General features: G+C 62.5%; 14 protein-coding genes. 7 read left to right on the forward strand and 7 right to left on the reverse strand.

Going from position 1 to position 13728, the window contains the following annotated elements; all coding sequences use genetic code 11:
• Positions 1-219: 219 nt before the first annotated feature.
• The 6 genes from AC5ZFO_RS44255 to AC5ZFO_RS44280 all read right to left on the reverse strand — a co-directional run bounded on the left by AC5ZFO_RS44255 (position 220) and on the right by AC5ZFO_RS44280 (position 5094).
• On the reverse strand, positions 220-1008 hold the full coding sequence (locus tag AC5ZFO_RS44255; RefSeq protein ID WP_496123813.1) for a 3-hydroxybutyrate dehydrogenase: 789 nt from the start codon (positions 1006-1008) through the stop codon (positions 220-222).
• An 81-nt stretch (positions 1009-1089) separates the two neighbouring features.
• On the reverse strand, positions 1090-1881 hold the full coding sequence (locus AC5ZFO_RS44260; RefSeq protein WP_282525794.1) for an acetoacetate decarboxylase: 792 nt from the start codon (positions 1879-1881) through the stop codon (positions 1090-1092).
• A 36-nt stretch (positions 1882-1917) separates the two neighbouring features.
• The gene (locus AC5ZFO_RS44265; protein WP_282525797.1) at positions 1918-3090 is read right to left on the reverse strand and encodes a DUF3734 domain-containing protein; all 1173 of its coding nucleotides are present in this window, start codon (positions 3088-3090) and stop codon (positions 1918-1920) included.
• A gap of 139 nt (positions 3091-3229) precedes the next feature.
• Positions 3230-3829, reverse strand: a complete 600-nt coding sequence (locus AC5ZFO_RS44270; RefSeq protein ID WP_496123814.1) for a PepSY domain-containing protein — start codon at positions 3827-3829, stop codon at positions 3230-3232.
• A 666-nt stretch (positions 3830-4495) separates the two neighbouring features.
• Entirely contained in the window at positions 4496-4714 is a 219-nt protein-coding gene (locus tag AC5ZFO_RS44275; protein WP_496123815.1) for a hypothetical protein, read from the reverse strand.
• A gap of 173 nt (positions 4715-4887) precedes the next feature.
• Complete coding sequence (locus tag AC5ZFO_RS44280) at positions 4888-5094, reverse strand: hypothetical protein (protein ID WP_282525790.1); 207 nt, start codon at positions 5092-5094, stop codon at positions 4888-4890.
• A gap of 165 nt (positions 5095-5259) precedes the next feature.
• Here AC5ZFO_RS44280 and AC5ZFO_RS44285 point away from each other — a divergent pair, with 165 nt between their 5' ends.
• Genes AC5ZFO_RS44285 through AC5ZFO_RS44295 form a run of 3 tightly spaced genes read left to right on the forward strand, consistent with a single transcriptional unit; the run spans position 5260 to position 6675 of the window.
• Positions 5260-5553, forward strand: a complete 294-nt coding sequence (locus tag AC5ZFO_RS44285; RefSeq protein WP_496123816.1) for a hypothetical protein — start codon at positions 5260-5262, stop codon at positions 5551-5553.
• Positions 5554-5557: 4 nt separating this feature from the next.
• Positions 5558-5995, forward strand: coding sequence for a hypothetical protein (locus tag AC5ZFO_RS44290; RefSeq protein ID WP_496123817.1), 438 nt, complete (start codon positions 5558-5560; stop codon positions 5993-5995).
• Between the two features lie 8 nt (positions 5996-6003).
• On the forward strand, positions 6004-6675 hold the full coding sequence (locus tag AC5ZFO_RS44295) for a TetR/AcrR family transcriptional regulator (RefSeq protein ID WP_496123818.1): 672 nt from the start codon (positions 6004-6006) through the stop codon (positions 6673-6675).
• 18 nt (positions 6676-6693) lie between these two features.
• On the opposite strand, the gene AC5ZFO_RS44300 is transcribed toward AC5ZFO_RS44295, so the two are convergent.
• Positions 6694-7356, reverse strand: a complete 663-nt coding sequence (locus tag AC5ZFO_RS44300; RefSeq protein WP_496123819.1) for a TetR/AcrR family transcriptional regulator — start codon at positions 7354-7356, stop codon at positions 6694-6696.
• Positions 7357-7521: 165 nt separating this feature from the next.
• Here AC5ZFO_RS44300 and AC5ZFO_RS44305 point away from each other — a divergent pair, with 165 nt between their 5' ends.
• From AC5ZFO_RS44305 to AC5ZFO_RS44320, 4 genes are read left to right on the forward strand one after another with little or no spacing between them, the layout of a single operon-like run.
• Positions 7522-8382: a sensor histidine kinase family protein gene (locus tag AC5ZFO_RS44305; protein ID WP_496123820.1), complete on the forward strand. Its 861-nt coding sequence runs from the start codon at positions 7522-7524 to the stop codon at positions 8380-8382.
• Positions 8379-9506: an efflux RND transporter periplasmic adaptor subunit gene (locus AC5ZFO_RS44310; protein ID WP_496123821.1), complete on the forward strand. Its 1128-nt coding sequence runs from the start codon at positions 8379-8381 to the stop codon at positions 9504-9506. The genes AC5ZFO_RS44305 and AC5ZFO_RS44310 overlap by 4 nt, the downstream gene beginning before the upstream one ends.
• Positions 9503-10579, forward strand: a complete 1077-nt coding sequence (locus AC5ZFO_RS44315; RefSeq protein ID WP_496123822.1) for an efflux RND transporter periplasmic adaptor subunit — start codon at positions 9503-9505, stop codon at positions 10577-10579. Before AC5ZFO_RS44310 ends, AC5ZFO_RS44315 begins: the two co-directional genes overlap by 4 nt.
• Positions 10576-13725, forward strand: a complete 3150-nt coding sequence (locus AC5ZFO_RS44320) for an efflux RND transporter permease subunit (protein WP_496123823.1) — start codon at positions 10576-10578, stop codon at positions 13723-13725. The genes AC5ZFO_RS44315 and AC5ZFO_RS44320 overlap by 4 nt, the downstream gene beginning before the upstream one ends.
• Positions 13726-13728 lie beyond the last annotated feature (3 nt).

Below are 13728 nucleotides of genomic sequence, written 5' to 3' on the forward strand. Positions count from 1 at the left end.
TGTCGCATTATCTCATCAAGATCGCCAGGCTCGGCGGCTATCTCGCCCGCGCCAACGATCCGCCACCAGGGAATCTGATCATGTGGCGCGGACTATCGCGATTCATCGATATCGCAACGGGAGCGAAACTCTGACTCAAAAATGTGGGTAATCGTAAGTCGTCGACCATCATCTTTCACCGTGCGTTTGAAGAGCCAGCGCGCACGCATTCTGGCGGCCCTACGCGGCAGTCCAGCCGCCGTCGATAGAGAGGTTGGCGCCTGTGATCTGCGCGGCGTCCTGGCTGCACAGGAACAGGGCCAGCGAGGCTACCTGCTCGACCGTGACGAATTCCTTCGTCGGCTGGGCCGCGAGCAAGACGTCGTGGATCACTTGATCCCTGCGCATGTCGCGTGCCTTCATCGTGTTCGGGATCTGCTTTTCCACCAGGGGCGTCCAGACGTAGCCGGGGCTGATGCAGTTGCAGGTGATCTTCGACCTGGCGAGCTCCAGCGCGACTGTCTTGGTGAGGCCGGCGATGCCGTGCTTGGCTGCGACGTAGGCTGACTTGAAGGGCGAGGCGACGCGCGAATGTGCCGAAGCCGTCGTGATGATCCGGCCCCAGCCACGCTTCTTCATGCCGGGCACTGCTGCGCGGATGGCATGGAATGCGGCGGACAGGTTGATCGCGATGACCGCATCCCATTTCTCGACCGGAAACTCTTCGACAGGAGAGACGTGCTGGATGCCGGCATTGTTGACGAGGACGTCCACGCTGCCGAAGGTGTTTTCCACCCGCGCGATCAGGTCGAATATTTCGCTCGGCTTCGCCATGTCTGCGGGCGAATAGATTGCCCTGACGGCGAACTCGCTTTCGATTGCAGAGCGCTCCTTCTCGACATCGGTCGGCGCGCCCATCCCGTTGAGCACGATGTTTGCGCCTGCGGCCGCGAAGGCACGCGCACATGCGAGGCCGATGCCGCTGGTCGAGCCGGTCACGACCGCCGTCTTACCCTTCAGAATACTCATCTCAGTCACTTTGCTCTGTGTGTTGCGCTTACAGCGGAGGCTTCGCAGCTTGCGAGGTTCTCTGTTGTGTGGGATTGCAAATTAGGTCACCAGACTTCGCTCCGAGGCCCGGAACGTTCGTCGAGTTGGTTCCTGCATATAGTCGTGGGCCACTCGGCCAAGACCGAGCGTGAGGTCTGCACGGATGTGGATCGCGGAGACGATCTCCAGAACCGGCAAATCAGCAACGGGTGCCAAAGCGTGCGGGATCAGGGAGAGGGCCGCGGGCCCCGTCCAGGCCCCCTTCAACGCGATTTGCTCAAGTTGGTATTCGACGAGCTCGCAGATGCGCGGGCTGCCATCGACATGCGGAATGATCTTGAGCAGGAAGTTCGGCTCCTCGAGCGCAGCCCTGACTTGGCCGAGGTCGGCTTCACGGTGTTTGTAACCCATCGTGCCCGTCGCGACCCTCAAAGGACCGTAGTCGAGCGTGCCGATCAGTGTGTCGATCTCGGTTCGCAATGTGGGTTGCGCGAGCTTTTTCGGAAAGCCCCAGAGCTCGCGTCCCCCTGCAATCGGTCCTTCGTCGTTGAGGAACATGCAGTGGGTGTAGCCGCCCCTGCGCCCACGGAAGGAGACCGGAATGACCTGGCCACTTTCCGTGTAGTCACCAAAGCCGTTCGAGTCCGGCATGCGGATGAATTCGTATTTGACGAGCGCTTTGCGTTCATCGAATTCCAACGGTTCGGGCACCACGTCGCGCAGCCTTGCCGGGTCGGTGCGATAGGTGATGATCAAATATTCGCGGTCCACAAACCGATACGGTCCGGGTGGATAGGCCGGGCTGGTGAGCGGCATTGCAAAGGCCCGCTTCCGCACTTCATTCTCACGCATTTGGGTTCTCCGTGCGGCCAGCCGCGATCGGCCGGCCTATTCGCGACCGTCGTTCTCCAGGTCGAATGTGAAGACGCTGTCCGCGCTGGCTGGACGTGCGAGTACCTCGGGGTGGCGCAGGGTGCGTAGCGCATCGTGATAGCCTGCGCGCCAATGGTCCTGCATCGAGAGGCGGGAGAACTCGTAGTCTTTGGAGTGGCCTTCGTGATTCCGCGCCCGATAGATCAGGTGAACGATGTTGTAGACGTTGTGGGAAACCGCGGTGCTCAGGAGCTTTACATCCTCATGCTCTGTAAGATCTTCTGGGAGCCGGCCCAGGAGCGCCGTCAGCGCACGCCGCAGGCGCTGCACGCGCTTGAATTGGTCTGTGCTTGCACGCGTGCGGCTCGAGTATTGAATCTCCTTCTGACGCGTGACGACCTCGGCCATATTGCTCGGGAGTTGCCCCTTCGCGCTCCAGAGATCGACCTGAAACGCGAGCATGTCCTGTGGCGCGCCCCAGTCGATCACCCATTGCAGCGGCGTATTGGAAACCAGGCCGCCGTCCCAATAATGCTCGCCCTCGATCTCCACCGCGGGAAAGCCCGGCGGCAGTGCGCCGCTCGCCATGATGTGCTCCGGCCGGATCGTATGGGTGCTGTTGTCGAAATAGACGAAATTGCCTGTTCTCACATTGACCGCACCTGCACTGAAGCGCGTGATTCCCCCGTTGAGGCGATCGAAGTCGATCAGGCGCTCCAGCGTGCTCTTCAACGCGCTGGTGTCGTAGAAGCTGGTCGCCTCGGTCGTGCCACCAGCGTTGAGCCAGGGCAGGAGAGGGCGCGCGGAGAAGAAACCGTTTGCGCCGCATGCCGCGGCAAGGCCCGCGCTCATCTGGTTGAGGACATTGCGCGCATTGTCGCTGCGCGCCACGTCGAGAACCGAAGTTCCAGCCCAATCCCAGGGCGCAGTGGAAGTGACCTGCGTCCAGAAATCGCGGAGGCGGTCGACACGGGACTCCGGCGGGTTGCCTGCGATGATCGCCGCATTGATCGCGCCGATCGAAATGCCGGCGACCCAGTCGGGATGGATGCCTGCTTCGGCGAGCGCCTCGTAGACGCCTGCCTGGTAGGCGCCGAGGGCGCCGCCGCCCTGCAGGAGCAGGGCGATGCAATCGAACGGAAGCCGCCGTTGGGTGGTCGGCAGGTGTGGTCGGGGCTGGAAGTTCATGACTTTGCTTGCTCTCGGGTGCGTGGTGACCGAGACGACGCTCGGCATAAAACCAACTATACGGTGTAGTGTATATTTTGCCGGGCGGTGATCCGGCAACTCACGAGTTCGTGCTCAGCGGGCATCAGCCCGTTCGGGCTCAGTGCTGTGTTGACCGCTGTCCGACCTTGGGTGGTTCGAGCATCACTTCCTTCAAGTGGTCGCCAGTGGCGACGACGACAACGAAGTTGAGCTTGCCATCCTGCTTCACCAGCCCACCGGCGAGCGCGCGTCCCTCCGCGGCCTTTTCCGCAACCTGCACCGCTTCCGACAACTCTTGCCTGATCCACTTCAGGGCGACGATGTTGGCTAAATCATCTCGAGCGAGTTCCTTCAGCGAAGACGCAGTTTCCGCCTGCGACACTTTCCCGGTGTTCGCATCAATGACATTCTCGAAAACCCGCTCATTCTTGACGGTGCGCACGCGATAGACGGCCGGCCCCGATATCTCGAAGCTGACGTCGGCGGTCCTCGATCCGTCATGCAGGCGCTCCGCGATCGCCATTGCCTCACCGAGTGGTAACCGTGTGGTGCTGAATTGTTCGAGCACACGGTGCATGGCTGCTTCGTCGATGTCTGCCTGCGCGGCTGCGCTGCGGCTTTCTGCGTTGGCAGGCGTCCGGGCGACATCGGCGATAGCCCCGGTGGCAGCGAGCGTGGCTGACCAAACGATGAAGGCAAACAGCTGGTTCTTCGGCATTTAGTAAATCCTGTGGCGTCTTGTCTAAGGGTGTCTAACGGCGTCGCTCGCAATGAGGCCGCGTCAAGGGCGGTTCTCTCCGATCAATCAAGCGAACCACTCCAGAATGTTTCGAGCTGCGAGCCAGGCGCAGAGATCCCAGCCTGGTTCCGGTCGGTCCCTGTGCATGCTTGCGCTGTCTTGCCGTGATCTTTCGCGGCTTCCTGGCCGGAACTGCTCGATCAGGAGCGGCCGACTGCAGTTGCGCGAGGCTTTCGCGCAGGTGCGTGTCCGTTGATGAACCGCCGGTCGAACTAACATTGGCAAGCAGCATCGGCCACTTCGGGGCGCGGAATCTGCGACGGAGCCGCGGCGCTCTCGTTTTCCGCGGGCGCCCGGTTAGCGGAGATCACATTGGTATCGATGAAAACCGGATCCGGTCCCTTCAGATCCGAATGAACTCGGATCGGCGGCAGCGCAGAATGCGAGTCCCTGAGCCAGCTCGGCCGGGGTGCGGGCAGTGCCCAGTCGGCTGCTAACAGCAGCAAGAGCAACCCTGCTCCAGCCGACAGAAAATAAGCTCGCAGGGGAAGCTCCTGTTCGACGCGGGTGCCCGCGTGTCTCGACAACACAGATTTCCTGCTCACGGCAGCCGGCTCCCGGACATGGAATGATTCCGTCTCGTTGTCAGATGCCCCAGGGGCGCGGATGCTGTCGGGCGAGTTCGGCATCGAGATAGCCGCGCTCGTCGAGCCATTCGATCGGGCAATAGGCCATCGCGTTCGGGTCGACCATGTGTCCGTCGCGCTCGAGCGCCGTTCGCGTGCCGGTGAGTACGGTCCAGACTGAGGAGCCGGTGGCCGGCTCCACCTGCATGACGTCGAACACTTCGGTGAAGTTGAGCATGTCGGAATTCCAGGACGCTCAGGAGGCGGGCGGGGAAGGGGGCTCGACCCCGTCAAGCTCCACGCCCCTGCGGGCGAGTTCCGATTCGACCATGTCGAACATGCATTCGACCGGCGCGAGCCAGGCGGCGACGCAACAGATGATGCAATCGCGAGCGAGCAGTAGATCCGCGGTCATGCGACGCCCCGCGGGTTGGCAGCATGCCGCACCGGCGCGGGGGCGCGCTCGGCGAGCGCATGCACCCACGCGAGCACCGAAATCGTGACACCCAGCAGCAGGCTCAGGCCCACGAGCGACAAGGCCACCATCAAGTTGAGCGATGCGACCGCAATCCCGGGCCAAGGATTTTCCCGGGCGAGCGCTAAGAACAGGCTTGACATCTGTCGTCTCTTAAATAAACTATACCGTATAGTTCATATACAGCGCGGATCACGGGACGTGTCAAGAGCAGAGACTCACAAACTGGTTTTCGTGCTGAACGAACCGCGACGACGGACGAGCCCGTGGTCCCCGTTCTGGTGCCTTACGTGGAGAGAGGATCGGTTATGTTGAAGAAGCAGATGATGTTCGCAGTCTTGCTGTCGGTTTCATTGGGCGCCGGGACTGCCTTCGCGCAGGAGAGTCGCGGCACACCCGAGCAGAGGGCGGCATGCGCGCCTGACGCGTTTCGTCTGTGCGCGGGCTACATCCCTGACGCCACCAATGTGGAAGTCTGCCTCAGGCAAAAAAAGTCAGACCTGAGCCATGCCTGCGCAGCCGCCTTCGAGCACGCAGCCGCCCCGGCTGCGGTCAGGACGGTCGGATCGCAGCGGTATCGTGGCGCAAAAGATGAGGAATGATCGCATGAACACGATATATGTTCCCGCTTTCGCCGCGTTCGGGGGCTCGGCCTTCGGAGCGATCTCCACCATCGTGACGGGCTGGGTCACCCGTCGCCGCAGGCTCCGCGAGCGCCACTATGCTCACGGAGTCTCTAAACGTGAAAAGCTGTATCGCAGCTTCATTGAGGAGGCGTCGCGGCTTTACGCGGACGCGCTGACCAGTGACAAATCCGAGATCCCGGCGCTGGTGAATTTGTATGCACTGATCGGGCGTATGCGGATTCTGTCTGACGATCAGGTGGTCCATGCCGCGGAGCGGGCAGGCCGACGGATCATCGAAACCTATCTTGCACCGAACACGTCGTTCGTCGACCTGCCGGGCTTCATGGAGGAGATGGATCCGTTGCGTGAATTCGGCGAGGCCTGCCGGCGTGAAATGCACGCGATTCCGGCGCGTTGAGGCCGAACATGCTGAAGGCCCGGACTACCCACCAGGTTGGGTCGTCGTACACTCGTGAACGAATTGTGCAGGCCGCAATCCGCTTGTACCGGGAGATCGGGCACCGGAAGACGACGGTTGCCGACGTCGCTCGCGACGCATCAATGTCCCCCGCAAATCTCTATCGGTTCTATCCCTCCCGCCGAGCGCTCGAAGAGGCCGTCGTGACAGAGCTGCTTGAGGACGTGTCCGTGGCGGTTGCAATTGCGGCGCGAAGCGGTCGCTCGAGTCTGGAGCGGTTAAACGCCGCCTTCGGGGCGATCTCCCGGACGCATGAAGATCGGTTGGCAAACAATGTCCGACTGCATGAACTGGTCGTCGCCGCAGGACAAGCAAACTGGCCGGCCAGCCAGTCCCATGCGGATCGCCTTCGCAGTGTCGTGCAGTCGGTCATTGCGGCCGGACAGGCCGATGGCGAATTTCGAGCAGGAAGTTCGATGGCGTTGGCCTGCTGCCTGCTGGATGCCATGGACGCATACCTCAATCCGTCCCGTATCAAGGCGGTGGCTCTTCGGCCGGCCTTCAACGAGATGATGAACTTCTGCGCGGGGGCGCTGAATAGCGCAACGCTAGTTAACGCGCCCCCTCAAGTGACCAGCATCCGGACCGATTTGCATTACAAGTCCGCCTTTCGCACCTAGCGCCTGGGCATTGCTGGCTCACGGCGTCCAGTCTGCCTCACAGGCCGCAAGAAAGAAGCCAACCCGTTCGCGCACGAACGACGGCAACTCCCGGCGCAAATCTTTCGGTGTTTCCCCCACCAGCGAACGAAGCAGCATCGGGAGCAGAATCAGATCCAGGAAGATCTGCGCGGTGGCAAGGCTTCGCTTGCCGCTGAAGGGACCTTTTGGTGAGCGAGCAAGCTTCTGCGTCGTTTCATTCAATAGCTGGGAAACGGCATTAACGGAGCGATCGCGCGCGGCATCGTGGACGTTGCGGCTCAACTCGGGGAAACGTTGCGCTTCGGCGATCGTGGCGCGAACCATCCCGAGCGATTCTTCGATGACCTTCTCCACGATCACGGTGCCGAGGCTCATGAGCTTGTCCTGAAGGGTGCGGCCCTCGGGCTCGAAGCCTTCGAAATCCGTTAGCCCGCTGATGGTGCGGGCCACTACAGCTGCGAACAGTGCCTCCTTGCCGGGGAAGTGGGCATAGATCGTTGGTTTGCTCGCCGGCGCCATCTCGGCGATGTCATCGATGCTGGCGCTGCGGTAGCCCTTCTCGAGAAAGAGTTGCTGTGCCGCATCGAGGATACGAGCCTGGACGTCACCGGCAAGGTCTTTGGGCGGTCGGCCCCGTTTCGGGCTGCTCTTCTTCGTCATCCGTCGATCTCCCAATCACGAGTCTGTGCGCGGATCGCACTTGACATACCTCGGGTCGAAAGGCAATAAAAAGAAACTATACGGTATAGTTTATTTATACCGCTCGAGCTGACCAAGAGTGTTGGCCCGCGATCATCCCGTCCACCTCAGGAGATCACAGTGACTATGTTGAGACCGGACCCGTGCCGCCCACAAGACGGCGTCCTGCTGCGCGAATTGCATCACAGGGTCGATCAAGGGATCGACACCGCGATTGATCTGGTGTCGGCTGCCGTGATCCGGGCCGACGGGGCGGAAGCGAAGGCCGCCTTGAGCGATGTGGTCGAGCTGCTGCGCGGACATGGGCAGCTGCATCGGGCGCTCGCAATGCCCCAGGGTGAAGCCCTCCATGACGCCGCGACTTACATTCGCAAACTGGGCTGCGCCATGCGCCAGTCCCTATTGGATCGAATGGGGATCCGGCTGGCATTCGCCACTGAATCTCTCCCGCTTCAATCCGAGCGGTGCTGGCGGCTTGGCTTGATCGTCCACGACCTCATCGTCAACGCGGCAAAGCATGCGTATTTCGACGCGCGCGCCGGCGAGATCAAAGTCAAGCTGTCGCGCATCGGCGCGGTGGTGAACTGCGTCGTGCTGGATAACGGCTCGCGGTTGGCGCGGGCGGCCCTGGGTCGCGAGTTCCAGATCAGCAGTGACCTTGCCAAGGGGCTGGGCGGACGCATTGAGCACGGCTTCGCCGCCGAGTTCACATCCGTCGTTCTCTCGTTTCACGTGAGCGAGCGGGAACGGCAGGCGAACCGGTCGATGGCGACGCGCCGCATGAGGTCGCCGCGCCCGCTGAAGGCGAGGTCGTCCGGGGCGCCTGGCGCGGGCTCCGGCCTCTCGGATCAGGTCGAGCGCCCCGCCGCGATCGGAGCCGATTCGAGTTTGTCGCGAGCGCATCCGAACGACCTGGTCTCGCTCCGCAAGGGTCCGGACGTCCTGGGCGAGCTGCTGTCACCCTCTCACCGCATGGACGCGCAATGAAGCCGCGCTATTCGAACCACACCAAAATCAATCGAGCAGGGCGCTTGCCGAGGCCTCTCGCCGGCTTGGCGATCGCGCTTGTCGCAGCTGCGCTCGGCGGCTGCAACGATCGCGGCGATGCTCCGTCCGCGCGCGCCGCGTTCGTACGCACGGAGGTCGTCCGTCCGAAGGACCGGCAAGCCTCGATCACCCTGACCGGCGAGGTGCAGCCCCGTTTCCGCGCCGATCTGTCGTTCCGTGTCAGCGGACGTGTGATCGCGCGCTATGTCGAGGTCGGGACCCGCGTCAAGGCCGGCGAGGTGCTGGCCCTTCTCGACCCGGCCGAGCAGGAGGCCGACGTCGACGCCGCGACCGCTGCTGTCCTCGCCGCAGCATCCCAGCTGCGTGTTGCGAAGGCGACCTTCGAGCGGCAGAAGGCGCTGATCGCAAGCGGCTTTACCACGCGCACGACCTACGACCAGGCACAGGAAGGATTGCGAACCGCCGAAGGCGCACTCGAAACGGCAAGAGCGCTGCTCGGGACGTCAAAGGACGCCCTTGGCTACACCGGGCTGCGGGCCGAAGCCGACGGCGTCGTCACCGCGCGCAACCTGGAAACGGGTCAGGCCGTACAGGCTACGCAACCGGTATTTTCGCTGGCGCAGGATGGGGGGCTGGATGCCGTCTTTGACGTCTATGAGTCGATTTTCCTCGGCAATACCGATAGCCGCGACGTTTCGTTAGCGCTCGTCTCCGATGCGAGCGCGACCGCAAGCGGCCACGTTCGCGAGGTTTCGCCGGCCGTCGACGCCAGGAGTTCAACTGTTCGAGTCAAGGTGGCGATTGAGGATCCGCCTGCCGCAATGACGCTTGGGAGCGCCGTCGCAGGAACTGTGAAAGTAGAGGCCCAGCGCCAGATCGCATTGCCCTGGAGTGCATTGATGGCGGCAGGTACCAGGCCCGCGGTCTGGACCGTCGATCCCGCAACGCGGACCGCCTCGCTGAAGCCGGTCACGGTCGGTGGCTACGAGGCCGGAGAAGTGTTGATCAAGGCGGGTCTCGAACCTGGCGAGCGTGTCGTCGTCGACGGCGGGAAGCTTTTGAGCGTGGGCCAGCCCGTGACTTATGAAGGAGATCCCTCATGACGAGCCGCGCAACGATAGTGGCTGCTCCCTTTGCATGCGCGCTCGCAGTTGCCGGATGTCAGCAGGAGACAAAGGCGCCGGCGCCCGTGCGGCCCGTCCAATCGGTTCTTCTCGAAGCGGACCACGCCGACGATACGGTTGCGGTGGGCGTCGTCGAGCCACGCTACAAAACCAATCTCGGCTTCCGCGTGCTGGGACGCCTGACTGCCCGTCCCGTCTATGTCGGTGATCTCGTGAATGAAGGACAGACGGTCGGCATCATTGACTCGACGGCCCTCGAGTTCGCCGTTCGCTCGGCCAAAGGGGAGCTTGCCAAGGCCGAGGCGCAGTTCGCGACCGCCCGAGCGACGGAGGAACGGCAACGAAAGCTCATCACCACCGACGCAACCACAAGGCAGACGCTCGATAACGCCGAGCAGGCGCGGGCCGGTGCCGAAGCAACGGTGGCGCACGAACAGGCAAATCTGACCAAGGCGATCGAGCAGCTCGGCTATTCGCAGATCAGGGCCGACTTCGCCGGCGTGGTCACCGCGGTCGGCGCGGAAGTCGGCCAGGTGGTCTCTCCCGGCCAAAGCGTGGTGACGATCGCGCGGCCCGATATTCGCGAAGCTGTCGTCGATATCGGACCGGACTTTCCGCTGCCGCTTGAGGTCGGCCTACCATTCACGGTCAGCCTGCAGCTTTTGCCCGCGGTTCAGGTGCAGGGCAGCATTCGCGAGATCGCCCCGCAGGCCGATCCGGCGACGCGATTGCGGCGGGTTCGCATTGCGCTCGGCAACCCGCCTGAAGGCTTCCGCCTCGGTGCGACCGTCACCGCGAAGCTGGACAACCGCCAAACACGTATGTTGCGCCTGCCTGCCTCGGCGCTGCTCGCCAAGGACGGCGAAAACTTCGTCTGGATCGTCGATCAGCCCGCCAGCACGGTGTCGCTGCAAAAGATCGATGTCATGGCCGATCGAACCGGCGCGCGCGTCGTCGGCGGGCTCGCCCCCGGCGCGCGTGTCGTCACCGCTGGAATCCACAGCCTCAAGCAAGGACAGCAAGTCCGTATCGAACAGGATGAGAAGCCATGAAGTCGTTCAACCTTTCCGACTGGGCGCTGGGCCATCGTTCGCTCGTCTGGTATTTCATGATCGCCTTCATGGCGGCCGGCCTGTTTGCGTACCTCCAGTTGGGACGGCAGGAAGATCCCGACTTCACCATCAAAACCATGGTGATTCAGGCGCAATGGCCGGGCGCTTCGCCCGAGGAGATGACGCGGCAGGTCACCGACAGGATCGAGAAGAAGCTCGAGGAGCTGGAATCGCTCGATTACACCAAGAGTGTGACTGTCGCCGGCCAGACCACCGTCTTCGTCTACCTGCGTGACACCACAAAGGCTGCTGATGTGAAGCCGACCTGGATTCGCGTCCGCAACATGATCGCGGATATCAAGGGCGATTTTCCGCAAGGCGTGATCGGACCGGGCTTCAACGATCGCTTCGGCGACGTGTTCGGCAACATCTATGCTTTCACCAGCGACGGCTTGAGCCAGCGTCAGCTCCGCGATCAGGTCGAGGACATCCGGGCCAAGGTCTTGACCGTGCCCGATGTCGGCAAGGTCGACATCCTGGGCGCGCAGGACGAGGTCATTTATCTCGAATTCTCCACCCGCAAGATCGCGGCCCTCGGTCTCGACGTCCACTCCATCATGGCTTCTCTGCAGGGGCAGAATGCGGTCGCGCCGTCCGGCGTTTTCCAGGAGGGGCCCGAGCGGATCAGTGTGCGCGTGAACGGCCAGTTCACATCAGAGGCCAGCCTGAAGGCGGTCAATCTGCGCGTCAATGATCGCTTCTTTCCCCTGACCGACGTCGCAACCATCACGCGCGGTTATGCCGATCCGGCCAAGACCTTGTTCAGGTACAACGGGGAGCCGGCGATTGCGCTTGCCATCGGTATGAAGTCCGGTGCCAACCTCCTGCATTTCGGCGAGGCGCTGAAAGAGGAGATGTCGAGAATTACGGCCGACTTGCCGATCGGCGTCGGCGTTCACCTCGTCGCTGATCAGCCCATCGTTGTCGAGCATGCGGTGTCGGGATTCACAGAGGCGCTGTTTGAGGCCGTGATCATTGTTCTCGGCATCAGCTTCCTCAGTCTGGGGATGCGCGCCGGACTTGTCGTCGCGATTGCGATCCCGCTGGTTCTCGCCATCACGTTCGTCGTGATGGCCTATGCCGGCATTTCGCTCCAGCGAATTTCGCTTGGCGCCCTGATCATCGCGCTCGGCCTCCTGGTCGATGACGCCATGATTGCCGTGGAAATGATGGTGGCGCGGCTCGAGGTGGGCGATCCCATCGAAAAGGCGGCAACCCACGTCTATACTTCGACCGCCTTTCCCATGCTGACGGGCACGCTGGTGACCGTCGCCGGCTTCATCCCGATCGGGCTCAACAACAGCAATGCGGGCGAATTCACCTTCACGCTGTTCGTTGTCATCGCGGTCTCCCTGATCGTTTCCTGGATCGTCGCGGTGCTGTTCACGCCGTTGCTCGGCGTCACGATCCTGCCCGCCAAAATGAAGGGCCATCATGAGGAGAAGGGGCGCGTAGCGCGGTTGTTCGCGCGTCTGTTGCTCTTCTGCATGCATTACCGCTGGATCACCATCGGTGTTACGGTTGCGGCCTTTCTACTGGCGCTGTTCAGCATGAATTTCGTACAGCAGCAGTTTTTCCCGTCATCGGACCGCGCGGAGCTGGTGATCGACTGGAACTTGCCGCAGAACGCGTCGATCGCGGACTCCAATGCGCAGATGGCGCGCTTCGAGCGCGAACAGCTTCAGGACAATCATTCGGTCGATCACTGGTCGACCTATGTCGGCACCGGCTCGCCGCGCTTCGTCCTGTCCTTCGACGTGCAGACCGCGAACACCTGGTTCGGCCAGATGGTGGTCGTGACCAAGGGCGGCATCAAGGCGCGCGATCAGGTCAAGGCACGGTTCGAGGACTACCTGAAGAAGACCTTCCCCGGCACCGACACCTACGTCAAGCTGCTGGAGGTCGGACCCCCGGTGGGTCGTCCGGTGCAGTATCGCTTGAGTGGCCCTGACATCGCCAAGGTGCGAGATCTTTCGCAGAAGCTTGCCGGCATCGTGCGGAGCAATCCCGATCTCGGCAATGTCGTGTTCGACTGGATGGAGCCGGCCCGCGTCGTCAAGGTGGACGTTCTCCAGGACAAGGCGCGTCAGCTCGGGGTGACCTCGGAGGACATCGCCACGACCTTGAACTCCGTGCTCGAGGGCACACCGATCACCCAGGTTCGCAACAGCATCTATCTCGTCAATGTCACGGGACGTGCGACCGCGCCGGAACGTGCTTCCATCAACACCCTGCGCGATTTGCAATTGACGGGCCTCGGCGGTCAATCCGTGCCGCTCGGGGCCGTGGCCAATCTGCGTTACGAGCTCGAGCAGCCGACGATCTGGCGGCGCGCGCGGATCCCCACGATCACGTTGAAGGCCGGCATCGTCGGCAACGTGCAGCCCAAGACCATCGTGGATCAGCTCGCGCCGAAGGTGGCGGAATTCACCAAGGAGCTACCGGCGGGCTATTCGCTGAATATCGGCGGTTCCGTCGAGGAGAGCGCTAAGAGCCAGGCGCCGATCGTGGCCGTCGTTCCGCTCATGCTGTTCGTCATGGCGACGGTGCTAATGATCCAGCTGCAGAGCTTCCATCGCTTGTTCCTGGTTTTCGCGGTCGCGCCGCTCGCCGTGATCGGCGTCGTCATGGCGCTGCTGCCGAGCGGCGCGCCGCTTGGCTTCGTCGCTATCCTCGGCGTGCTCGCCCTGATCGGCATCCTGATCCGCAACTCGGTGATCCTGATCGTGCAGATTGAGGATCTGAAGAGGGAGGGGCGCCCAGCCTGGGAGGCCGTCGTGGAGGCGACCGAGCATCGCATGCGGCCGATCCTGCTGACCGCGGCCGCCGCAAGTCTCGCGCTGATTCCGATCGCGCGCGAAATCTTCTGGGGCCCGATGGCCTACGCGATGATGGGCGGCATCATCGTCGGCACACTGCTGACGCTGCTGTTCCTGCCGGCGCTGTATGTGGCTTGGTTCCGCATTCACCCGGATCACAGCGATCACTCATCCACGGACGAGCCCGCTGCGCCCGTGCACGACACGCCTGCCTCGAAAGAGACCTCCGGATCCAAGCCGGCGCCCATCCTTGAAACTCAGTTTTAGCGA

The organism is Bradyrhizobium sp. Unk1, assembly GCF_059512345.1.

What these genes read in the sequence shown, in the direction of transcription:
- AC5ZFO_RS44305 (WP_496123820.1), top strand. Translation starts at nt 7,522, where the DNA reads ATGTTGAGACCGGACCCGTGCCGCCCACAAGACGGCGTCCTGCTGCGC.
- AC5ZFO_RS44295 (WP_496123818.1), top strand. Translation starts at nt 6,004, where the DNA reads ATGCTGAAGGCCCGGACTACCCACCAGGTTGGGTCGTCGTACACTCGT.
- AC5ZFO_RS44315 (WP_496123822.1), top strand. Translation starts at nt 9,503, where the DNA reads ATGACGAGCCGCGCAACGATAGTGGCTGCTCCCTTTGCATGCGCGCTC.
- AC5ZFO_RS44255 (WP_496123813.1), bottom strand. Translation starts at nt 1,008, where the DNA reads ATGAGTATTCTGAAGGGTAAGACGGCGGTCGTGACCGGCTCGACCAGC.
- AC5ZFO_RS44285 (WP_496123816.1), top strand. Translation starts at nt 5,260, where the DNA reads ATGTTGAAGAAGCAGATGATGTTCGCAGTCTTGCTGTCGGTTTCATTG.
- AC5ZFO_RS44310 (WP_496123821.1), top strand. Translation starts at nt 8,379, where the DNA reads ATGAAGCCGCGCTATTCGAACCACACCAAAATCAATCGAGCAGGGCGC.
- AC5ZFO_RS44270 (WP_496123814.1), bottom strand. Translation starts at nt 3,829, where the DNA reads ATGCCGAAGAACCAGCTGTTTGCCTTCATCGTTTGGTCAGCCACGCTC.
- AC5ZFO_RS44265 (WP_282525797.1), bottom strand. Translation starts at nt 3,090, where the DNA reads ATGAACTTCCAGCCCCGACCACACCTGCCGACCACCCAACGGCGGCTT.
- AC5ZFO_RS44260 (WP_282525794.1), bottom strand. Translation starts at nt 1,881, where the DNA reads ATGCGTGAGAATGAAGTGCGGAAGCGGGCCTTTGCAATGCCGCTCACC.
- AC5ZFO_RS44320 (WP_496123823.1), top strand. Translation starts at nt 10,576, where the DNA reads ATGAAGTCGTTCAACCTTTCCGACTGGGCGCTGGGCCATCGTTCGCTC.
- AC5ZFO_RS44275 (WP_496123815.1), bottom strand. Translation starts at nt 4,714, where the DNA reads ATGCTCAACTTCACCGAAGTGTTCGACGTCATGCAGGTGGAGCCGGCC.
- AC5ZFO_RS44290 (WP_496123817.1), top strand. Translation starts at nt 5,558, where the DNA reads ATGAACACGATATATGTTCCCGCTTTCGCCGCGTTCGGGGGCTCGGCC.
- AC5ZFO_RS44300 (WP_496123819.1), bottom strand. Translation starts at nt 7,356, where the DNA reads ATGACGAAGAAGAGCAGCCCGAAACGGGGCCGACCGCCCAAAGACCTT.
- AC5ZFO_RS44280 (WP_282525790.1), bottom strand. Translation starts at nt 5,094, where the DNA reads ATGTCAAGCCTGTTCTTAGCGCTCGCCCGGGAAAATCCTTGGCCCGGG.